Here is a 19,905-nt window from a genome sequence, read left to right as displayed (position 1 = left end):
AGATCGAGCCACGCGGCCCCATCGAGACCGAAGCAGCACGCCGCCTCGCCGACGACCTCAACGATCAGTAATCAGCTAATTACCCCACACTTTCTCAGGCGGCGACCCGGCGCTTGCCCCGCTTGCGGCGCGGGTACGGGAACAGCCGCGGCGAGCGCTTGGCGGCCACGTCCTCGACCCAGCCGAAGGCCAGCACCAGCAGGGCCAGTAGCGGGACGCCGACCGCCAGGGTGAACCACTGGCTGGTCAGCAGCCACTTCATGTGCTCGTAGAAGAAGTCGACGTCCCACAGGCGGTCGATCAGCGGGACGGCGCACACCAGGGCGGTCACGTGCCACAGGTAGACGCTGACGGCCCGCGAGTTGAGCAGGCCGACCAGGCCGTTCCAGCGTTCCAGCGGGGCCGGCCAGTGCTCCCAGGACGGGCTGAGGTGCAGCAGCAGCGCGACGAAGCCCAGGGACCACACGGCCTGGGCGATCGGCCACGCCTCGATGTCGGTCGGCTGGGTCGGGTCGACCGGCCTGGTCTGCAGGTACCAGAACCCGGCCACCATGACCAGCGGCGCTATGGACGGCAGGACGTACTGCGGGAGCCGCTTGAGCAGCCCCTCCTGGTGGGCCATGCCGAGGATCCAGCAGGAGCCGAAGGTCGCGAAGTCGTTGACGGTCTCCCAGACCCGCTGGTAGACGAAGTCGTGGTCGGTGGTGAACCCGTTCATCGCGATCACCAGCACCAGCGGGGCGCACAGCGTCACCACCGGGAAGCGCCGCAGGGCCCGCAGCATCAGCGGCGAGAGCAGCACGTACCAGAGGTAGGCCCGCAGGTACCACAGCGGCACCACGAGCTGGGTGGCCCAGCCGGACTCCAGGTGCAGGCCGTGCAGGCCGTGCAGCCCGTCCTCCGCGTACGGCGGGGTGCTCAGCGGCAGCAGCCAGAACGCCAGCTTGGCCCACCACCAGGTGGGGTGGCCGTCCGCGTCGGGGCCGCCGCCGTCGACGACCTGCAGGGCGACCACGATGCCGCCGAACAGCCACATCGGCGGCAGCAGCCGGCGCAGGCGCCCGCGGATCACGCCGAGGGTGGGACGGCTCAGCGAACGGGCCATCAGCGAGCCCGCCAGCGCGAACATCACGCCCATCGACGGGAACAGCAGCGGCAGCCAGAACCAGCCGAAGTTGTGGTAGAGCACCACGCGGACCAGCGCCAGCGCGCGCAGCAGGTCCAGGTAGCGGTCCCGGCCCCCCTTGCGCGGCGCGGGGGCCTGCGGCTCCTCGTCCTGCGGCTCCGGGTCCGTGTCGTGGTCCCGGCGCCACTGCGCGGGGATCCGCAGCGCCATGGTGTCCTCGTGGCGCCCGAAGCCCTCGGGTATGCGCAGCGGGATGGTCTCCTCGTGCCGTCCGCGCTGTCCGGTGGGTGAAGTCACGTCACACCTCCACCGGCGCGGCGGAGACCTCGCCGGTGCGCCGGAGCTTCTGCCAGCGCAGTCGGCCACCGGTGAACGCGGTGATCGTCGACTGCAGGAGGACGATGTACATCAGCTGTCGGTAGACGATCTGCTGCAACGGCAGGCTGATCAGGTGCCAGGGCTTCTCCCGGTCGAGCCGGAAGGCGTACCAGGACAGCAGGGACTGGAGCAGGATGAAGCCGCCCCAGCTGGCGAGGGTGAGCCCGGTCGCCCCGAACAGGATGCCGTACAGCAGGAACAGGTCGACCAGCGGGGCCAGCAGCGGGGCGACCACGCCGAACAGCACGACCAGCGGCAGCCCGATCCGGCCGAAGCGGCCGGCCGGTCCGCGGGAGACCACCGCGCGGCGGTGCTTCCACATCGCCTGCATGGAGCCGTAGCTCCAGCGGTACCGCTGGGACCACAGCTGCTGCAGGCTGGCGGGGGCCTCGGTCCAGGCGCGGGCGCGCTCGGCGTAGACGATCCGCCAGCCGTCGCAGAGCACCGCCATGGTGATGTCGGTGTCCTCGGCGAGGGTGTCGTCGCTCATCCCGCCGACGGCCTGCAGGGCCTCCCGGCGGAAGGCGCCGACCGCGCCGGGGATGGTCGGGATGACGTTGAGCACGTCGTACATCCGGCGGTCCAGGTTGTGGCCGAGGACGTACTCGATGTGCTGCCAGGCGCCGATCAGGCTGTCGCGGTTGCCGACCTTCGCGTTGCCCGCCACCGCGCCGATCCCGGGGTCGGCGAAGGGCTGGACCAGCTCGCGGACGGTGGACGGCTCGAAGACGGTGTCGCCGTCCATCATCACGACGATGTCGTACGAGGCGGCCGCCACACCGGCGTTCAGCGCACTCGGCTTGCCGCCGTTGACCTTGCGGATCAGCCGGACGAACGGCAGGTCCATCTCCTCGACGATGTCCGCGGTGCCGTCCGTGGAGCCGTCGTCGATGACGATGACCTCGATCGGGTAGTCGCTGGCGGCCAGCGAGTTGAGCGTGTTGGCGATGCACTCGCGCTCGTTGTACGCCGGGACGAGGACGGTGACCGGTTCGGTGACGGGTTCCCCCCAGGCTCCCTGCCGCTTGGAGCGGCGGGCGTGCACCGGGGCGAGCACGACCATCAGCGCGAACCGGCCGAAGTTCAGGAAGCCGACCAGGGCGAGCAGCCCGACCAGCAGGGGCAGGGTCACCACCGACACGTGGGTGGCCCAGATGAACCCCTTGCCCGCCCACAGCTGGAAGCCGTGCACCGGCACCATCGCGCTGGGGGCGCCGAGCGCGTCGGAGATGGTGGTGAAGCGGTAGCCCTCGCCCTGCAGCTTGACGATGATCTGCTCCAGCGCCTCGACGGTCTCCGCGCGGTCGCCGCCCGCGTCGTGCAGCAGGACCAGTTCGCCCGCGCCGGGCGTGGTGGGCATCGCGGCCTTGACGATCTCCTCCACGCCGGGGCGCTTCCAGTCGTCGGTGTCGCGGTCGATGAACGCGGTCAGGTAGCCGTGCGCGCCGACGTACTTGATGACCGGGTAGTTCCAGTCGTCCATCGCCGAGGCGTCGGAGGAGTAGGGCGGCCGGAACAGCGAGCTGTGGACGCCCGCGACGCCGGCCAGCGCCAGCTGGGTCTGCGCCAGCTCCCAGCTGATCCGGGCGTGCGACTGGTACGCCAGGTCGGGGTGGGTGAAGGTGTGCAGGCCGATCTCGTGGCCGCCCGCGACGATCTGCCGGATCAGCTCCGGGTTGCGGGTGGTCATCGAGCCGGTCACGAAGAAGTCCGCGCGGACGCCGTGGTCCGCGAGCACCTTCAGGATCTTCGGGGTCCACTCCGGGGAGGGGCCGTCGTCGAAGCTCAGCACCACGGTCTTGTCGGGGATCCGGTAGCTCACCGGGTGCGCCTTCTTGTCACCGCGCGCGTCGATGACCGGGCCGCCCTTGAGCAGTTCCTCGGGCACGGTCGTCTTGTCCACGGACTGGGCGATCCGGGTGTCGTGGAACACCTCGTTGTTGGCCAGGCCGCGCAGCACGAGCAGCACGAGCAGGCACGCCAGCAGGGACAGCGGCATGAAGAAGCGCAGCGGCGGCGCGGCCAGTCGGCGCGGCCTCAGCAGGGACTGCCGGCGGCGCTGGTGGCGGGACAATGGCGCTCCTGGAGATGGGCGGTGCGGAGGTTCGGGGGACGGCGGGCCGTCAGGAGTGCGCGGCCGAGCGGCCCGAGGGCATCGATGCGTGGGACGCGGTGGTGGGTTTCGAGCTCGACTTCGAGGTGCTCGGCTTCGAGGTGCTCGGCTTCGAGGTGCTCGGCTTCGTGCTGCCGGTCGAGCTCTTCGCGCCGGGCGCGGTGGAGCGTCCGGCCGTTCCGGTGGCGGACGGCGAGGGCGCGGTGGTGGCGGACGGCGAGGGGGCCGTGGTGACGGCGGGCGCCTGCGCGGGCTGGGCGGGCACCACCAGCGGCGGGGCGTCCGCCTGCATGCCGACCAGGCTGCCGCCCATGGCGACCGCCAGGACCGCGCCCACCAGGGAGACCGGCCAGCCCATGCCCCGGAGCAGGCGGCCGCGGAGCCCCGACTGGTCGACGAACACCGGCTCGGGGGCCGGTTCGTCGTGGTCGTCGTACGCGCGGAAGTCGTCGGCGGGACCGCCGGGTCCTCCCGTGCGGACGGGTCCGGCTCCGTGGGGAGTCATGACAGGGCGCACCGTGCAGCGCCTCTCAGTGCAGGTAGGTGGGGATCGCGGGAGCGTAGGCCGAACGCTAGTCCACCCGGCCGGAGGCAATTGGGATGCATGTCCGTTTTTGGCGGGGTATGGCGCAGTGTTGTAATCGGATTGAGACGACCGCGGGGGCATAACTGTAGGGGGACGGTCGCGGACCGTTGACCTTGGCACATGTCCGTCAGGGGTGGGACGGGGGCGGGGCGGTGGTACGCGCGGGCCCCGTTAGGATGACCGCCTCGTGCGGATCAGCCGCCGCCCCGCGCCGAGGGGCGCGTCCAGGCGCCGCCGCCCCGCCGCAAGGAGCCCGTGTGAGCCAGCCCCGCCGCATGCCCCGTCACCGTGCGTGGAGCGTGCTCACCGCGCCGGTCCTACTGTCCCTGCTCGCGGCCTGCTCCAGCGGCGGTGCCGCCGACGCCGGGGACGGCGCGACCGCGGGAGGGGCGGGCACGAAGGGCGGCCCCGCCTCCAGCGCCTCGCCGACGCCGACCGGCCCGCCCGGGACGCTGTTCGACTCCTTCCACTACACCGGGCCCGACGACCCCGCCTTCGCCGACCACGGCTGGGAGGTCCGCGACGGCGCGGGCGGACCCGGCGTCAAGGACACCTGGAGCGCCGCCGGCGCCTCGTTCCCCACCGACGCCGCCGCCCAGGGCGGCCGGGTCCTGCAGCTGCGCTCGTCCACCGACGGCACCAAACAGGGCACCGAGCAGGTGGAGGTGCAGACCACCGGCACCCGGTTTCTCAACGGGACCTACGCGGCCCGGGTCTACCTCAGCGACAAGCCCGGCACCGGCCGCAACGGCGACCACGTCGTCCAGACCTTCTTCCCGATCTCGCCGGAGGACTCCTCGGCGAACTACAGCGAGCTCGACTACGAGTACATGGCCAACGGCGGCTGGGGCTCCGTCGGCCCGCAGCTCGACACCACCAGCTGGTTCAAGGCCGACCCGCCGGACCGGGTCACCCACGCCCTGAAGCAGCACCTTGAGGGCTGGCACCTGATGATGATCACCGCGGTGGACGGGAAGGTGACCTACTCGCTGGACGGCAAGGACCTGTTCACCAGCACCGGCAAGTACGTCGCGCGCGAGAAGGTCGACGTCCACTTCAGCAACTGGTTCATCGACCTGATGCCCTCCCTCGGCGCCGGGCGCACCTGGGACATGAAGGTCAACTGGTTCTACCACAAGGCCGACGAGGCGGTGTCCCAGGCCGACGTCCAGAAGGCGGTGGACGGCTTCTACGCCGCCGGCACCGACTACGTCAACACCCTGCCGGGATCCTGACCCGCCCGGGCCGACGACGCACGGGGGCGGGCCGGGGACGCGCCCCGGACCCGCCACCGTGCGGTGCGGTCCGGGCCGGACGGGGATTCAGTGCCGGACGGGGATGGTGGCGGTCAGCCAGGTGAAGACGCCCGGGACCATCGGCTTCCAGACGTCGCTGCTGTGGGCGCCGCTGGTCTCCTGGACGGTGACGGTGGTGGGGGGCTTGGCGGCGGCCTCCAGGGCCTCGCCGGCCTCCAGGCCGTCGCCCTTGTTGCCGCTGACGTACAGGGCGGTCTTCGGCGGGGTCTTGGCGGACCTGAGGATGTTGAGCGGGTTGGAGACCTCGCGCAGGTGCGGGTCCTGCGCGGTCAGCGACTTCTCCTCGACGCCGGGGTCGTTGTACCCGGAGAGGCTGACCCCGGCCCGGTAGCGGTTCGGGTGCTCCAGGGCGAGCTTGGCCGCGCAGTGGGCGCCCGCCGAGTACCCGGCCACCGCCCAGCGGTCGGCCGACGGGTCGGCGCGGAAGTTGTCGAGCACCATCTGCGGCACGTCGCGCGACAGCCAGGCGTCCGCGTTGACCTTGCCGGGGACGTCGGCGCAGCCGGTGTCGGTGTTGTCGCCCAGCAGGTTGGTGCGCGGCGAGACCAGGATGAACGGGGCGACCTGCCCGCTCCGCATCATCGGCTTCAGCTGCTCGGAGACCTTCAGGGTGCCGAACCAGGTCTTGGAGGAGCCCGGCCAGCCCGGCAGCAGTTCCACCACGGGGAAGGTCTTGTCCTTGTACGCCGGGTCGTCGTACTGCGGCGGCAGCCAGACCAGCACCTCGCCGTCGACGCCGGAGACCTCGCCCTTGAGGTCGGTGGTCCGCACGTCGTCCGGCACCTTCGGGTCGTCGACCGGCTTGAACTGCTGCAGCACCTTGGGGCGCTGGGCGTCGTTGCCCGGCCCGCCGCCCTCCGGGCCGCCCGAACCGTCCGGCCCGGTCTGCAGGTTGGGCACCGCGCGGACGTGGTTGCCGGTGCCCAGCAGGTCGTCCCAGCTGCCGTAGATCAGGTTGGCGTTGTTCACCATCACGAAGACCGTCATGACGGCCGTGATCTGACAGAACAACAGCATCACGATCCTGGAGAGCACCTGGAAGGGCTTCGGACCGCGCACCCGCCCCCACAGCAGCAGCGCCGCCACGATCGAGACCGGCACCAGGACGATCGTGAGGAGGAGGAACGGGGTGCCTGTCAGCTGCATCGGGGTCTCTCGAATCGGGTCGTCCGGCCGTCCGGGGCATGGTCCCCCGGTTCACGCATCACACTTGTCAGACTGCGTCACACACTCGATCAGTTGCTGCCGACACTCGCGGAAACCTGAGAGGAACATCACGTTTTCGTGAGAATCCACTGGGTGCCGAGCGCTCAGTCTGCCAGTTCGCCCACAGCCTTCCGACCCCGGACCGCAACCTTTACCCAATCAAGGAGCATTCGTTCCGTGACCCGAGCCAGCGGCCCCGCCCGCCCCGTCCTGCCCAACCTGCTGGGCCTCGGCCCGCGCGCCGAGCGCCGCCGGCGCACCCTGCCCGCGGGGGTGCTGAAGCTGCCCACCATCGGCGTGGACATCGGCGGCACCAAGGTGGTCGCGGGCGTGGTGGACGGGGACGGCAACGTGGTGGAGCGGCTGCGCACCGAGACCCCGGACAAGAGCAAGAGCCCCAAGGTGGTCGAGGACGTCATCGTCGAACTGGTCCTGCAACTGGCCGACAAGCACGACGTGCACGCCGTCGGCGTCGGCGCGGCGGGCTGGGTGGACGCCGAGCGCTCCACCGTGCTGTTCGCCCCGCACCTGAACTGGCGCGGAGAACCGCTGCAGCAGGCGCTCAGCTCCCGGCTGCGCTTCCCGGTGGTGGTGGAGAACGACGCCAACGCGGCGGCCTGGGCCGAGTGGCGCTTCGGCGCCGGGCGCGGCGAGGACCACATGGTGATGATCACCCTGGGCACCGGGATCGGCGGCGCGCAGGTCCGCGACGGCCACGTCGACCGGGGCAAGCACGGCTTGGCGGGCGAGTTCGGCCACATGCAGGTGGTGCCCGGCGGCCACCGCTGCCCGTGCGGCAACCGGGGCTGCTGGGAGCAGTACTCCTCCGGCAACGCGCTGGTGCGCGAGGCGCGCGGACTGGCCGCCGAGGAGTCCCCGGTGGTGCAGCCGCTGCTGGCCCGGGCCGGCGGCACCCCGCTGGGCATCACCGGCCCGCTGGTCACCGAGGCCGCCCGGGACGGCGACGCCGTCGCCGTCGAACTGCTCTACGAGGTCGGCCGCTGGCTCGGCGTCGGCATCGCCAACCTGGCCGCCGCGCTCGACCCCGGCCGCTTCGTGGTCGGCGGCGGCGTCAGCGAGGCCGGCGACCTGCTGCTCGGCCCGGCCCGGGACGCCTTCCGCCGCACCCTGACCGGCCGCGGCTTCCGCCCCGAGGCCGAGATCGTGCACGCCGACCTCGGCAACGAGGCCGGCCTGGTCGGCGCCGCCGACCTGGCCCGCCAGGTGGCCCGCCGCTTCCGCACCGTCAAGCGCCGCCGGGTGGAACGACCCGCGGGCAACGGCTGATCCGCGGACCGGTGTTGACGGCACGTCAACACCGGGTGAAAACAGCCCCGGTTGGCTGACGGGACTGTTGTCCGGTGCACGCCGGGTGTGGGAGAACGGGAGGACCGACGCCGCCCCAGGAGGCCGCATGCGCGTCCGCGCCCGTCTCGTCCCCGTCCTCGCGCTCGTCACCGCCACCGGCCTGCTGGGCGCCGCCACGCCCGCCGGCGCGGCCCAGGCCCCGCCGGGCAAGCAGCCCGTCGCGGTCGGCCGGGGCGGGGCGGTGGCCAGCGTGGACGCCGACGCCACCGCCGCCGGCCTGGAGGTCCTCAAGCACGGCGGCAACGCGGTCGACGCCGCCGTCGCCACCGCCGCCGCGCTCGGCGTCACCGAGCCCTACTCGGCCGGCATCGGCGGCGGCGGGTACTTCGTCCACTACGACGCCCGCACCGGGAAGGTGGAGACCATCGACGGCCGGGAGACCGCCTCCCGGAGCGCCGACAGCACGCTGTTCCTGGAGAACGGCACCCCGCTGCCCTTCAACGACGCCGTCACCAGCGGCCTGTCCGTCGGCGTCCCCGGCACCGCCGCCACCTGGGAGCGGGCCCTGCAGCGCTGGGGCACCCGCAGCCTGGGCCAGGTGCTGGAGCCCGCCGAGCGGATCGCCGAGCGCGGCTTCACCGTCGACCAGACCTTCCAGGACCAGACCGCCGCCAACCGGGCCAGGTTCCAGGACTTCCCGGCCAGCCGCGCCCTGTTCCTGCCCGGCGGGCAGCTCCCCGCCGTCGGCTCCACCTTCCGCAACCCCGACCTGGCCGCCACCTACCGCCAGCTCGGCCGCCAGGGCACCGGCGCGCTGTACCGGGGCCCGATCGGCGCCGACGTGGTGCGCACCCTCCAGCACCCGCCGGTCGACCCCGCCTCCGGCCGCACCGCCCGCCCCGGCCGGGTCGACGCCGCCGACCTGGCCGGCTACCGGGTCCGCGAGCAGGCCCCGACCCACGTCGGCTACCGGGGCCTGGACGTGTACGGCATCGCGCCGTCCTCCTCCGGCGGCACCACGGTCGGTGAGGCGCTGAACGTGCTGGCCGCCAACGGCGCCGCGGAGCTCACCGACCAGGCCGCCTACGACCACCAGTACCTGGAGGCCAGCCGGATCGCCTTCGCCGACCGCAACCGCTGGGTCGGCGACCCGGCCGCCGTCCAGGTGCCGACCCGGCAGCTCCTCGACCCCGGCTACGCCGCCGCCCGAGCCTGCCTGATCGACCCGGACCACGCGCTGACCAGCCCGCTCGCCCCCGGCGACCCGTACCACCCGGCCGCCTGCGGCAGCACCGGGCAGCCCGCCGCCGAACCGTACGAGGGCCAGAGCACCACCCACCTGACGGTCGCCGACCGCTGGGGGAACGTGGTCTCCTACACGCTGACCATCGAGCAGACCGGCGGCAGCGGCATCACCGTCCCCGGCCGCGGCTTCCTGCTCAACAACGAGCTGACCGACTTCGACTTCGCGCCGCTCACCCCCGGCGTCCCCGACCCGAACCTGCCCGGCCCCGGCAAGCGGCCGCGCTCCTCGATCTCGCCGACCATCGTGCTCAAGGGCGGCGAGCCCTACCTGGCGCTCGGCTCGCCCGGCGGCGCCACCATCATCACCACCGTCCTGCAGGTGCTCACCGGCCGGGTCGACCGCGGGCTGACGCTGGAACAGGCCATCGCCGCACCCCGGGCCAGCCAGCGCAACACCGCCGCCACCCAGGCCGAACCCGCCTTCCTGGCCTCGCCCGAGGCCGCGAAGCTCCAGGCGCTCGGCCACGTGTTCGCCTCCACCCCGGAGATCGGCGCCGCCACCGGGATCGAACGGCTCCCGGACGGCCGCTGGCTGGCCGCTGCCGAACCCGTCCGGCGCGGCGGCGGAGCGGCGGGAGTGGTGCACCCCTCGCGCTGAGCGGCCGTCAGCTGCCGGGCGCTGTCGGCGCCGGGCGGTATGTTCGGACGGGGTGCCCGGCCCGCGCCGGGGCCCCGTCCGTCCGCACCGCCGAGGGAAGGCCGCCGTGACCGTCCGCATCGCCACCTGGAACATCAACTCCGTCACCGCCCGGCTGCCCAAGCTGCTGGAGTGGCTGGAGTCCGCCAAGCCGGACGTGCTCTGCCTGCAGGAACTCAAGTGCGCCACCGACGCGTTCCCCGCCGAGGCCGTCGCCGAGCTGGGCTACGCCTCCGCCGCGCACGGCGACGGCCGGTGGAACGGCGTCGCCCTGCTGTCGCGGATCGGCCTCGACGACGTGGTCCGCGACCTGCCCGCCCAGCCCGGCTACCTCGCCGAGGACGCGCTGCTCCCGGTGGTCGAGCCGCGCGCCGTCGCCGCGACCTGCGGCCCGGTCCGGGTCTGGTCGGTGTACGTGCCCAACGGCCGCGAGGTCGACCACGCGCACTACCGCTACAAGCTGGAGTGGATGGCCGCGCTGCGCGACGCCGTCCGCGAGGACGCCGCGGGCGACCGCCCGTTCGCCGTCCTCGGCGACTTCAACGTCGCTCCCGCCGACGAGGACGTCTACGACCTCGCCGCCTTCGAGGGCCTCACCCACGTCACCGCCCCCGAGCGCGCCACCCTCACCGCCCTCCAGGAGGTCGGCCTGCGGGACGTCGTCCCGCGCGCCCTCAAGTACGACCGCCCCTACACCTTCTGGGACTACCGGGCGCTGGCCTTCCCGAAGAACCGCGGCATGCGGATCGACCTGACGTACGCCAACAAGCCGTTCGCGGACGCCGTCACCGACACCTACGTGGACCGCGAGGCCCGCAAGGGCAAGGGCACGTCGGACCACGCGCCGGTGGTGGTCGACCTGGAGCTGTGAGGGCGGCGGGCGGCGGTCAGAACAGCTCCAGCAGCGGGTTCATCAGGAACGAGTCCAGCACCGCCCACTGGTAGAGCGCGACCGCCACCAGCGGCAGCGGGTCGGACCCGGCCGCCGCCCAGTCGTCCCGGGAGCGGGCCAGCACCCGACCGTCCTCGACCAGCGTGTCGCTCCGAAAGCCCCCGGCCTCGAACCGCAGCGTGCGGGTCGGGGTCCGGAACTCCACGAAGCGCCGCCCGGCCCGCAGGTGGCGGCGGCCGTGGACGCGCAGCTCGGCGTCCTCGAAGGTGCCGAGCACGCCGCGACGCACCAGGGCCCGGGCCTGGTACCCGAAGCCGAAGCCGGGCAGCTCGGCCACCACCCGGCCGTCCAGTTCCAGCGGCCAGGTCTCCAGGCCCGCGACGATCTCCGCGGTGCCCGCCTTCGAAGGCGCCCGGTGCAGCACCAGTTCGCCGAGCGGCGTCCCGGTGCTGGCGCCGTCCTTCTTGACCAACTTGAACCGCACGTCTTCCCCTCGGTCGGCAAAACCCCGGGTGAAGGCTAGAGGGCGAAGATCCGCACGTCAGTATTCTCTGAGTGTATAGACGCGGAGTGTACGCGCGGCGTACGCTCCCGGCATGAGCGTTCCACTCACCCTGCTCGGGCTCCTCGAACGCGAGCCGAGCCACGGCTACGACCTCAAGCGCGACTACGACGCCTTCTTCGGGCGCGGCAAACCGCTCCCCTTCGGCCAGGTCTACGCGACCCTCGGGCGGCTCGCCCGGGACGGGAAGGTGGTGGTCGGCGACCCCGAGGCCGGCGACGGGCCGGACCGCAAGCGGTACGTGATCACCGAGGCGGGGGCCACCGAGTTCGAGGACTGGCTGCGCGAGCCGGTCGCCGCCGAACCCCACCTGCAGACCGTGCTGTTCAGCAAGGTCGTGCTCGCCCTGATGCTCGGCCGCGACGCCGAGCGCTACCTCGACACCCAGCGCGCCGCGCACATGCGGCGGATGCGCGAACTCACCGAGGTCAAGCGCTCCGGCAGCCTGGTCGACGCCCTGCTCGCCGACCACGGCCTGTTCCACCTGGAGTCCGACCTGCGCTGGATCGACCTCACCGCCGCCCGGCTCGACGCCCTCGCCGCGGAGGTGACCGCCCGATGAGCGGCCCCCTGATCGAGGCCCGCGCCGTCACCCTCTCCTTCGGCGAGACCCCCGCCCTGCGCGGCGCAGACCTGGCCGTCGACGCCGGCGAGGTCCTCGCCGTGATGGGCCCCTCCGGCTCCGGCAAGTCCACCCTGCTGCACTGCCTGGCCGGCATCCTCGCCCCCGACGGCGGAGAGATCCACTTCGACGGCCGCCGGATCGACCGCCTCGGCGAGCAGGAGCGCAGCGCGCTGCGCCGCGACAGCTTCGGCTTCGTCTTCCAGTTCGGGCAGCTGGTACCGGAGTTGAGCGCCGAGGAGAACGTCGCCCTGCCGCTGCTGCTCGGCGGCGCCAAGCGCGCCGACGCGCTGGCCCGGGCCCGCGGCTGGTTCCCCCGGCTCGGCCTGGACGGCCTGGAGGGGCGCCGCTCCGGCGAACTCTCCGGCGGCCAGGCCCAGCGCGTCGCCCTGGCCCGCGGACTGGTCGCCGAGCCGCGCGTCCTGTTCGCCGACGAACCCACCGGCGCGCTCGACTCGCTCACCGGCGAGCACGTGATGGACCTGCTGGTCGACTCCGCCCGCGCCCAGGGCACCACCGTCGTCCTGGTCACCCACGAGGCCCGGATCGCCGCCTACGCCGACCGCGAGGCCGTCGTCCGCGACGGCCGCGCCACCTCGCTGAGCGGGCGGGCCGCCGGATGATCCGCCTCGGCCTGCGCCTCGCCGTCAGCGGCGGCCGCGAAGCGTGGCTGCGCCTGCTGGTCACCGCCGCCGCCGTGGCCGTCGGCGTCGGACTGCTGCTCACCACCCTCGCGGCCGTCAACGCCGTGCACACCCAGAACGGCCGCTACGCCTGGGTCAACACCGGCTTCGCCGCCGACGCCGAGGCCGCCCCCGCCGATCGGGAGGCGGCGGGGACGGCCTCGGACGGCAGCGCCCCGCTGTGGTGGATGGTCCGGCGCGACGCCTTCCAGGGCGAGCAGATCGGACGCGTCGACGTCGCCCCCACCGGCCCGACCACCACGCTCCCGCCCGGGGTCGACCGGCTGCCCGCCGACGGCGAGTACTACCTGTCGCCCGCGCTGGCGAAGCTCGCCGACGCGGTGCCCCCGGAGCAGCTCGCCGACCGCTTCGGCGCCCACCGGATCGGCATCCTCGGCAAGGACGCCCTGCCCGGCCCCGACAGCCTGGTCGCCCTGGTCGGCCGCACCCCGCAGGAGCTGTCGGCGCTCGACGGCGCGACGCGGGTCACCCGGATCCTCACCACCCCGCCCGACCGCTGCGACGACTGCCCGGTCGGCATCCGGTCCAACGGCGTCACGCTGATCCTGACCGTCGTCACCGGCGCGCTGGTCTTCCCGCTGCTCATCCTGATCGGCACCGCCACCCGGCTCAGCGCCACCCAGCGCGAGCGCCGCTTCGCCGCGATGCGGCTGGTCGGCGCGACGCCCCGGCAGGTGACGGCGGTCTCCGCCGTCGAGTCCGCGCTCGCCGCCGCGGCGGGCGTCCTGCTCGGCTTCCTGCCCTACCTCGCGGTGCGCGGCCAGGTCGCCGCGATGTCGCTGACCGGGTACCGCTTCTACGCCTCCGACCTCGCCCTGACGCTCCCGCAGGCCGCGGTCGTCGTCCTGGGCGTGCCGCTGGCGGCCGTCGTCGCCGCCCGGATCGCGCTGCGCCGGGTGCAGGTCTCCCCGCTCGGGGTCAGCCGCCGGGTCACCCCGAAGCCGCCCCGGGCCTGGCGGGTGGCGCCGCTGCTGGCCGGGCTGGCCGAGCTGGTGTTCCTGCTGGTCCGGCACCCGGAGTCGGTCCCGGGCCAGGTGCGGGGCTACCTCTCCTCGTTCGGCCTGATCATGATCGGCCTGGTGCTCTCCGGCCCCTGGCTGACCGGCCGGGCCGCCGCCCTGCTGGCCCGGCGCACCCAGCGCCCGGCCGCGCTGATCGCGGCCCGCCGGCTCGCCGACAACCCCGCCGCCGGGTTCCGGGCGGTCAGCGGGCTGGTGCTGGCCCTGCTGGTGATGACCGCGACGATCGGGATCATCACCACGATGACCGACGAGCGCGGCCGGGTCGAGGGCGGTCCGCAGTACGACAACGTGCTGATCGACTACCTCAGCGAGGGCCGCACCCCCGAGGGTCTCGACCGCGGCGCCGCGCCGCCCGCGCAGCCCGGTTTCACCACCGGCCTGCTGGCCGTCCCCGGCGTGCGCGCCACCATGCTGGTGCACCCGCTCGACCAGGTGGTGCCGGTCCACGCCGGCGACGCGACCGAGGCGTCCGAGGCGGTGGCCTGCCCGGAGCTCGACGCCGTCGGGGTGTTCGGCCACTGCGAGCCGGGCGCGGCCACCGCCTACCTGCCGTCCGTACTGGGGGGCTTCCGCGACTACGCCGACACCGCGTGGCCCGCCGCGCCCTACACCGCCGAGCAACTGGCGGCCCTGCCGGTGGTGAACGTGGTGGTCGCCACCGACGGCTCGCGGGCCGCCGTCGAGCGGGCCCGGACGATGGTGGACACCGCCTACCCGGCCAACCGGCAGGCACAGACCCTCGCCGAGGGGCGGAAGCAGTCCGGTGCCGAACTGGAGGGCTTCCAGCAGCTGGCGAAGGTGGTCATCCTGGCGACCTTCCCGATCGCGGGCTGCAGCCTGGCGGTCAGCGTCGCCGCCGCGCTCGGCGAGCGCAAGCGGCCGTTCAGCCTGCTGCGGCTCAGCGGGGTGCCGCTGGCGATGCTGCGCCGGGTGGTGCTGCTGGAGTCCGCGGTGCCGCTGCTGGCGGTCTCGGCGCTGGCCATCGGCACCGGACTGCTGGCCGCCGACCTGTTCCTGCGCTCCCAGCTCCAGTACACGCTGCACCCGCTCGGCACCGGCTACTACCTGGCGGTCGCGGGCGGACTGGCCGGGGCGCTGGCCGTCATCGCCGCCACCCTGCCGCTGCTGCGCCGGATCACCGGGCCGGAGACCGCCCGCAACGAGTAGCCCCTCCCGGGGAGGGACCGGTCGGACCGGAGGGCACGCCCGCGACGGGCGGGCCCTCCGGGCGTTCCGGCGCTCCGGCGGGGGCCGGGGACGGGAGACGGGGGCCGGGGACGGGGACGGGAGACGGGGACAGGGAGGCAGGGCGTTCGTGGCGCCGGCCCGCGTGCGCGGTTCGCCGGGGGTGCCTGCCCGGAGGTCGTTCGGGTCCGGAGCACCGGTCGGCCCCGAACGGCCTCTCGCGTTCGCCGGTCCGGGCGACCCTGCCTAGCGTGGTCGGCAACCGGGTGTAGCGGCCCGAACACGCAGCCGCCGCCCCCAACCCCGACCCCCTGGAGGTACGGCATGCGCCCGACGCGCACCGCCGCCGCCGCACTGCTCGGCACCACCGTCCTGCTCGGCCTGGCCGGCACCGCCCCCGCGTCCGCGAAGGGCAGCGAACCCGCCTGGGTCTCTCCCGCGCAGGCCAAGCCCGGGCAGTCGGTCTCGGTCAGTGTCACGTGCGCGAGCAGCACGGAGAAGACCGTCACCGCGACCTCGCTGGCCTTCGCCGGCGGCTCCACCACGCTCCGCGTGGGCCCCGACGGGAAGTACTCGGGCAGCGCCACCGTCATCTCCGAACAGGAGATGGCCGTGGCCGCCGCCAAGCGCACCACCACCGACTCGTCCTGGGGCATCGACGGCAAGTGTCCCAACGGGGACGGCTTCGTCGGTGCGGTGGCCATCGCGGTCGCCGGGACGAACGGCACCACCAGCGGCGCGGCCGCCGGTGCGGGCGTCTGGGAGGGCGTCCGGCTCCCGCAGGGCGGGGTGGAGACCGGCCTGGGCGGCTCGGTCGGCACGGACGGCACCCGGTTGGCCGTAGGCGCCGGCCTGGTGGCCTCCGGCATCGGCGGGTTCTGGCTGCTGCGCCGTCGCGGTGCGGCGCCCGGCCGGGCCTCCTGAGCGGCCGGCCGGTACGCGCCCACCGTACCCGGCAGGCCGCGCGTCCCACGCGGCCGACGGCACGGCGAAGGGCGGCACCCCGCGGGGGTGCCGCCCTTCGCCGTGTCCGGGAGCCGGTGCGCTCAGGGGCCGGTGCGCTCAGGATTCGGTGCGCTCCACGCCGCCGGTGCGCTCCAGGGTGCCGACCGTCAGCAGGTACTGGCCGGCCAGGTACGTCACCATGATCAGGAAGCTGTGCGCGGGAAGGTGCCGCCAGTCCGCCAGGTCGGTGGCGATCAGGGTGTCGGAGAACAGGAACAGCGCCCCGCCCAGCCCGGCCCGCACGTTGACCTGCGAGGCGGTCACCGCGGTGGAGGCCAGCAGCAGGCTGTAGAGCGCCACCGGGATCCGCATCCCCGCGTCCAGGTCGGGCCAGAGCAGCACGATCAGCATCGCCCAGACCACCGCGTAGCAGCCCGCGACGAGCAGCGCCCGGCGGCGGTCGGCGAGCGCGCCCAGCTTGACGAACATCGTCACGTAGCAGACGTGGCCGGCCGCGAACGAGCCCATCCCGGCCAGGAACGCGGCCGTCCCGCCGATCTCCAGCAGGATGTCGCCGCCCGCGCCGAACAGCAGCGCCGGGACGAGCAGCTTCGGCGTGCCGGGCTTCCCGAGGGACCAGACCCAGGCGGCCAGCAGCGGCATCAGCAGCGGCTTGGTGGCGTACTGCAGGGGGTGGATCCCGAAGGCGATCGCCAGCAGGTGCGCGGCCGAGACGACGGTGAAGGCGATCAGCAGGGCCCGCGCGGTGCGCGGGTCGCGGAGGGGGGTCATGCGGCGGCACTCTCCGGTCCGGTGGCGGTGGTGGCGGGGCTCTCGGTGTGCGGCGCGGGCTGCCAGCCCGGTCCCTTCGTCAGGTGGCGCAGCCGGTCGCCCCAGGTGGTCGCTCCCCGTATGTCCCGGGCGATCGACGCGTACTCGTGGGTGGCGACCCGCAGCGGGTTGAAGGTGCCGATGTTCTTGGTGAGCCCGTACACCGGGCGCTCGGCCTCGGCCGCGAACGAGCCGAACAGCCGGTCGAAGACGATCAGGATGCCGCCGAAGTTGCGGTCCAGGTAGCCGCCCTGGGAGGCGTGGTGCACCCGGTGGTGCGAGGGCGTGTTGAACAGGTACTCGACCGGGCGGGGGAGTCGGCCGATCCGCTCGGTGTGGATCCAGAACTGGTACACCAGGTTCGCCGAGGAGCAGAACGCCAGCGCCGCCGGGTGCACGCCCGCCAGGACCATCGGCACGAAGAACACCCAGCTGGTGGCCGAGGTCCAGGGCTGGCGCAGCGCGGTGGACAGGTTGTAGTGCCGGCTGGAGTGGTGCACCACGTGGCAGGCCCACAGGATCCGGACCACGTGGTGGCCGCGGTGCGACCAGTAGTAGAAGAAGTCCTGGGCGAGCAGCATCAACGGCACCGTCCACCACAGCACCGGCACCCGGAGCGGCGTCAACTCGTACAGGAACGAGTAGACCGCCACGATCGGGATCTTCCACCCCGCGTCGAACAGCAGCGAACCCAGGCCCATGCCCAGACTGGTCGCGGTGTCCTTCGCGGCGTACCCCTGCTCCTCCTCGTCCGGATGGAAGCGGTACGAGACGATCTCCAGGGCGGTGAGCAGCACGAAGGCCGGTATCGACCAGAGCACGACGTCGGGCAGGTGAGGCATGCCCGGAACCCTAGGGGACGGTGGCGACCTGCGGAAGAGGTTGTTACCGGCGCGTAGTGCCGGGTTCGGCGTCTAGGCTTGGGCCGACATGGAGCGGCAGCGAGCAGCCGTCGAAGTCGCTGCGGCGACCGGCGGATCGGGGACGGGGCGCCCGGGCGGGGCCGGACGGCCCGCCGGACCGGCACGCCCGCAGGACCGCGCGCAGACGCATCCCCAGGGCCTCGCGCGGACGCACCCGCAGGGCCGCGCGGAGGACCGCCCCGGGCCCGAAGTGGCCGCGGCCGCCGAGGAGTTGGCCGCCCGGTTCGCCGCGGCCGAACCCGCCGCCGCCGACCTGCTCGCCACCGCCGTGTTCGGCGCCCACGGGGCCCGGCACCTGGGCGGGGCACCCCGGCAGGCCGAACCCGGGCCCGGGACCAGCTGGTGGCACGGCCCCACCGTCCACCACAGCACCTCGCCGCTGTTCCGGCCGCTCGGCTACCGCCGGATACGCCGCGAAGCGCCCGCCCAGGACGCCGCCCGCCCCACCGGCGGCGGCCGCCACCGCAAACCCGAACGCCCCACCACCGAAGTGCGCACCGCGGCCCGGCTGCTGACGGCCCACCCGCTGGTCACCGCCGACGGACCGCACGGCGCCGCGCTCGCGCTGATCCGCCGTCACGCCGAGGCGCTCGCCGAAGGCTTCCACACCCTGCTCGGCTACCGGCTCACCCTCGGCCCCGCCCACGCCCGCCTGCACAAGGCCCCGCTGCCCGGCCGCCCGCTGCCCGGCCTCGACCCCGCCGGGTACGCCGCCCTGGTCCGCGCCCTGGCCGGCGACCCCGCCCCCGCCCCGGCCCCGGTCCGCGCCCTGCTCGACCACTGGCGCCCGCCCGCCGCGCTCGCCGCCGACCTGCTCACCGCGCCCCCGCTGCCCGCCGCCGACCCCGGGACGGCCGTCCGGCGGCTGCTCGCCGAGACCCCCGTCGTGCTGTACGACGACCTCGCCCCCGCCGAACGCGAACACCTGCGCGGCGCCGCGGCCGCCGAGGCCGAACGGGTCGCCGACTTCCTCGGCCTCACCGCCGAGGTCCGCGCCGAGGGCGTCGCCCTGCTCGACCCCGCCGACGAACTCACCGACCTCGCGCTCCCCGGCCCCGGCACCCTCGCCCAGGCCGCGCTGCTGCTCGCCGAACGCCTGGTCGAGGACCTGCGCCCGGCCGCCACCGCCACCGCGCCGCCCGCCGTCCTGATCCCCGACGCGCTGATCGACGGCACCCTCGGCGACATCACCGACGACTACGGCATGAGCGCCGGGTGGGACGCCGGCTACCTCGCCGACCTCGCCGCCTTCCGCCGCGACGCGCTCGACCTGCTGCACCGGATGGGCTTGGCCGCCCCCGCCGGACGCACCTGGCTGCTGCGCGCCCCCGCCGCCCGCTACGCCCCCCGCGCCGAACCCGAACCCCCGGCGGGCAGCGGCCGGCACTCCCGCCCGAGCGTCCCGGCGCAGGGCCGGGTGCTCAGCAGGTGAGCTGTCGGCGGGCGAGCGGTCAGTAGGTGACCGGGCGGACCCGTTCGGCGACGGGACGGAGCTCCTGCACCGTCCCGTCGTAGCGCACCCGCTGGCCCTGGTGCAGGAAACGGTGGTCGTCGGTGTCGGCGAGCACCGAGTCGTAGTAGACGGCGAGGTCGGGGCCGCCGCCGTCCGGGGTGATGTAGCCGTAGCCGTGGTGGGGGTCGAACCACTTGACGGTGCCGGTCTCCATGACGGGACTCCCTTCGGGCCGGTCACCCTCAGTATCGGCCCGGGGCCCGGCGCCCACCACCCGTCCGGCCCGGCGCCCACCGCCCGGCGCCCACCGCCCGTCCGGCCCGGCGCCCGGTTCAGCGCCCGGCCGTGGCCGCGGCCCGGGCCGACTCGTCCTGGTGCCGGACGGTCTCCACCGTGGCGCCGACGCCGAGCGAGCCCAGCGCGACGGAGGCCGCGACGGCGGCGCAGGCGAGCAGGCGGCGGTGGCGGCGGGGCAGCGGGAAGCGCGGATCCTGGGCCGGCGGGAGGGCCGGCGAGGCAGTGCTGGCGGTCATGCCGGAAAGCCTGGCAGGGGGGTGTTACGCGGTCACGAAAGGCGGGTGAAGTCTGGAAGGGATCTCGGCGTCGGAACCCCCGCCCCCGCATCCGCGCAGGTCGAACGGCTGATCGCGGACGCGCGTAGCAGCCGGGGTGGCGCGGCGCGGGCCGCCGGGGCGGTGCGGCGCGGGTCGCCCGGGCGGTGCGCGAGCGGGCCCGGCGGGCCGGCGGAGGGGTGGGGGAGGGGAGGTGGCGGGAGGGGCGTCGGCGGTTCG

Annotated in this window: 18 protein-coding genes; 9 read left to right on the top strand and 9 right to left on the bottom strand. The window is 74.1% G+C overall.

Annotated features, from left to right (window positions below; genetic code table 11):
- Positions 1 to 94: 94 nt before the first annotated feature.
- The 3 genes from ACWEO5_RS12540 to ACWEO5_RS12530 all read right to left on the bottom strand — a co-directional run bounded on the left by ACWEO5_RS12540 (position 95) and on the right by ACWEO5_RS12530 (position 4,122).
- Positions 95 to 1,423: an acyltransferase family protein gene (locus ACWEO5_RS12540; RefSeq protein WP_452162383.1), complete on the bottom strand. Its 1,329-nt coding sequence runs from the start codon at positions 1,421 to 1,423 to the stop codon at positions 95 to 97.
- A 1-nt stretch (position 1,424) separates the two neighbouring features.
- Positions 1,425 to 3,515: a bifunctional polysaccharide deacetylase/glycosyltransferase family 2 protein gene (locus ACWEO5_RS12535; protein ID WP_452162384.1), complete on the bottom strand. Its 2,091-nt coding sequence runs from the start codon at positions 3,513 to 3,515 to the stop codon at positions 1,425 to 1,427.
- A 112-nt stretch (positions 3,516 to 3,627) separates the two neighbouring features.
- Complete coding sequence (locus tag ACWEO5_RS12530; protein WP_452162382.1) at positions 3,628 to 4,122, bottom strand: hypothetical protein; 495 nt, start codon at positions 4,120 to 4,122, stop codon at positions 3,628 to 3,630.
- A 356-nt stretch (positions 4,123 to 4,478) separates the two neighbouring features.
- Here ACWEO5_RS12530 and ACWEO5_RS12525 point away from each other — a divergent pair, with 356 nt between their 5' ends.
- Complete coding sequence (locus ACWEO5_RS12525; protein ID WP_452162381.1) at positions 4,479 to 5,438, top strand: glycoside hydrolase family 16 protein; 960 nt, start codon at positions 4,479 to 4,481, stop codon at positions 5,436 to 5,438.
- 87 nt (positions 5,439 to 5,525) lie between these two features.
- On the opposite strand, the gene ACWEO5_RS12520 is transcribed toward ACWEO5_RS12525, so the two are convergent.
- Positions 5,526 to 6,665 carry an alpha/beta hydrolase gene (locus ACWEO5_RS12520; protein ID WP_452162380.1) on the bottom strand — a complete coding sequence of 380 codons (1,140 nt, stop codon included), beginning with the start codon at positions 6,663 to 6,665 and terminating at the stop codon, positions 5,526 to 5,528.
- A 237-nt stretch (positions 6,666 to 6,902) separates the two neighbouring features.
- On the opposite strand from ACWEO5_RS12520, the gene ACWEO5_RS12515 reads away from it, so the two are divergent.
- The 3 genes from ACWEO5_RS12515 to ACWEO5_RS12505 all read left to right on the top strand — a co-directional run bounded on the left by ACWEO5_RS12515 (position 6,903) and on the right by ACWEO5_RS12505 (position 10,846).
- Positions 6,903 to 8,012: an ROK family glucokinase gene (locus ACWEO5_RS12515; RefSeq protein WP_452162379.1), complete on the top strand. Its 1,110-nt coding sequence runs from the start codon at positions 6,903 to 6,905 to the stop codon at positions 8,010 to 8,012.
- 127 nt (positions 8,013 to 8,139) lie between these two features.
- On the top strand, positions 8,140 to 9,936 hold the full coding sequence (gene ggt / locus ACWEO5_RS12510) for a gamma-glutamyltransferase (protein WP_452162378.1): 1,797 nt from the start codon (positions 8,140 to 8,142) through the stop codon (positions 9,934 to 9,936).
- A 106-nt stretch (positions 9,937 to 10,042) separates the two neighbouring features.
- Positions 10,043 to 10,846: an exodeoxyribonuclease III gene (locus ACWEO5_RS12505; RefSeq protein ID WP_452162377.1), complete on the top strand. Its 804-nt coding sequence runs from the start codon at positions 10,043 to 10,045 to the stop codon at positions 10,844 to 10,846.
- Between the two features lie 16 nt (positions 10,847 to 10,862).
- Here the strand turns inward: ACWEO5_RS12505 and ACWEO5_RS12500 are convergent, their stop codons facing one another.
- Complete coding sequence (locus tag ACWEO5_RS12500; protein WP_452162376.1) at positions 10,863 to 11,351, bottom strand: hypothetical protein; 489 nt, start codon at positions 11,349 to 11,351, stop codon at positions 10,863 to 10,865.
- A gap of 112 nt (positions 11,352 to 11,463) precedes the next feature.
- On the opposite strand from ACWEO5_RS12500, the gene ACWEO5_RS12495 reads away from it, so the two are divergent.
- The 4 genes from ACWEO5_RS12495 (at position 11,464) to ACWEO5_RS12480 (ending at position 15,886) form a co-directional block, all read left to right on the top strand.
- Positions 11,464 to 11,991: a PadR family transcriptional regulator gene (locus tag ACWEO5_RS12495; protein ID WP_452162375.1), complete on the top strand. Its 528-nt coding sequence runs from the start codon at positions 11,464 to 11,466 to the stop codon at positions 11,989 to 11,991.
- The gene (locus ACWEO5_RS12490; protein ID WP_452162374.1) at positions 11,988 to 12,674 is read left to right on the top strand and encodes an ABC transporter ATP-binding protein; all 687 of its coding nucleotides are present in this window, start codon (positions 11,988 to 11,990) and stop codon (positions 12,672 to 12,674) included. Before ACWEO5_RS12495 ends, ACWEO5_RS12490 begins: the two co-directional genes overlap by 4 nt.
- Complete coding sequence (locus ACWEO5_RS12485) at positions 12,671 to 14,944, top strand: FtsX-like permease family protein (protein WP_452162373.1); 2,274 nt, start codon at positions 12,671 to 12,673, stop codon at positions 14,942 to 14,944. Before ACWEO5_RS12490 ends, ACWEO5_RS12485 begins: the two co-directional genes overlap by 4 nt.
- A gap of 342 nt (positions 14,945 to 15,286) precedes the next feature.
- Positions 15,287 to 15,886 carry a hypothetical protein gene (locus tag ACWEO5_RS12480; protein WP_452162372.1) on the top strand — a complete coding sequence of 200 codons (600 nt, stop codon included), beginning with the start codon at positions 15,287 to 15,289 and terminating at the stop codon, positions 15,884 to 15,886.
- 138 nt (positions 15,887 to 16,024) lie between these two features.
- Here ACWEO5_RS12480 and ACWEO5_RS12475 read toward each other — a convergent pair whose 3' ends face one another.
- Together ACWEO5_RS12475 and ACWEO5_RS12470 are read right to left on the bottom strand one after the other, a co-directional pair.
- Positions 16,025 to 16,699, bottom strand: coding sequence for a lysoplasmalogenase (locus ACWEO5_RS12475; protein WP_452162371.1), 675 nt, complete (start codon positions 16,697 to 16,699; stop codon positions 16,025 to 16,027).
- Positions 16,696 to 17,580, bottom strand: a complete 885-nt coding sequence (locus ACWEO5_RS12470) for a sterol desaturase family protein (RefSeq protein WP_452162370.1) — start codon at positions 17,578 to 17,580, stop codon at positions 16,696 to 16,698. The genes ACWEO5_RS12475 and ACWEO5_RS12470 overlap by 4 nt, the downstream gene beginning before the upstream one ends.
- Positions 17,581 to 17,851: 271 nt before the next feature.
- On the opposite strand from ACWEO5_RS12470, the gene ACWEO5_RS12465 reads away from it, so the two are divergent.
- Complete coding sequence (locus tag ACWEO5_RS12465; protein ID WP_452162369.1) at positions 17,852 to 19,093, top strand: DUF2398 family protein; 1,242 nt, start codon at positions 17,852 to 17,854, stop codon at positions 19,091 to 19,093.
- 19 nt (positions 19,094 to 19,112) lie between these two features.
- Here the strand turns inward: ACWEO5_RS12465 and ACWEO5_RS12460 are convergent, their stop codons facing one another.
- Both ACWEO5_RS12460 and ACWEO5_RS12455 read right to left on the bottom strand, forming a co-directional pair.
- Positions 19,113 to 19,328, bottom strand: coding sequence for a cold-shock protein (locus tag ACWEO5_RS12460; protein ID WP_344554260.1), 216 nt, complete (start codon positions 19,326 to 19,328; stop codon positions 19,113 to 19,115).
- Positions 19,329 to 19,446: 118 nt separating this feature from the next.
- On the bottom strand, positions 19,447 to 19,647 hold the full coding sequence (locus ACWEO5_RS12455) for a hypothetical protein (RefSeq protein ID WP_344554258.1): 201 nt from the start codon (positions 19,645 to 19,647) through the stop codon (positions 19,447 to 19,449).
- Positions 19,648 to 19,905 lie beyond the last annotated feature (258 nt).

Source organism: Kitasatospora sp. NPDC004272, assembly GCF_053603035.1.
This window is presented reverse-complemented; position numbering and strand designations above follow the sequence as displayed.

What these genes read in the sequence shown, in the direction of transcription:
- ACWEO5_RS12525 (WP_452162381.1), top strand. Translation starts at nt 4,479, where the DNA reads ATGCCCCGTCACCGTGCGTGGAGCGTGCTCACCGCGCCGGTCCTACTG.
- ACWEO5_RS12520 (WP_452162380.1), bottom strand. Translation starts at nt 6,665, where the DNA reads ATGCAGCTGACAGGCACCCCGTTCCTCCTCCTCACGATCGTCCTGGTG.
- ACWEO5_RS12485 (WP_452162373.1), top strand. Translation starts at nt 12,671, where the DNA reads ATGATCCGCCTCGGCCTGCGCCTCGCCGTCAGCGGCGGCCGCGAAGCG.
- ACWEO5_RS12475 (WP_452162371.1), bottom strand. Translation starts at nt 16,699, where the DNA reads ATGACCCCCCTCCGCGACCCGCGCACCGCGCGGGCCCTGCTGATCGCC.
- ACWEO5_RS12490 (WP_452162374.1), top strand. Translation starts at nt 11,988, where the DNA reads ATGAGCGGCCCCCTGATCGAGGCCCGCGCCGTCACCCTCTCCTTCGGC.
- ACWEO5_RS12455 (WP_344554258.1), bottom strand. Translation starts at nt 19,647, where the DNA reads ATGACCGCCAGCACTGCCTCGCCGGCCCTCCCGCCGGCCCAGGATCCG.
- ACWEO5_RS12530 (WP_452162382.1), bottom strand. Translation starts at nt 4,122, where the DNA reads ATGACTCCCCACGGAGCCGGACCCGTCCGCACGGGAGGACCCGGCGGT.
- ACWEO5_RS12480 (WP_452162372.1), top strand. Translation starts at nt 15,287, where the DNA reads ATGCGCCCGACGCGCACCGCCGCCGCCGCACTGCTCGGCACCACCGTC.
- ACWEO5_RS12460 (WP_344554260.1), bottom strand. Translation starts at nt 19,328, where the DNA reads ATGGAGACCGGCACCGTCAAGTGGTTCGACCCCCACCACGGCTACGGC.
- ggt (WP_452162378.1), top strand. Translation starts at nt 8,140, where the DNA reads ATGCGCGTCCGCGCCCGTCTCGTCCCCGTCCTCGCGCTCGTCACCGCC.
- ACWEO5_RS12495 (WP_452162375.1), top strand. Translation starts at nt 11,464, where the DNA reads ATGAGCGTTCCACTCACCCTGCTCGGGCTCCTCGAACGCGAGCCGAGC.
- ACWEO5_RS12470 (WP_452162370.1), bottom strand. Translation starts at nt 17,580, where the DNA reads ATGCCTCACCTGCCCGACGTCGTGCTCTGGTCGATACCGGCCTTCGTG.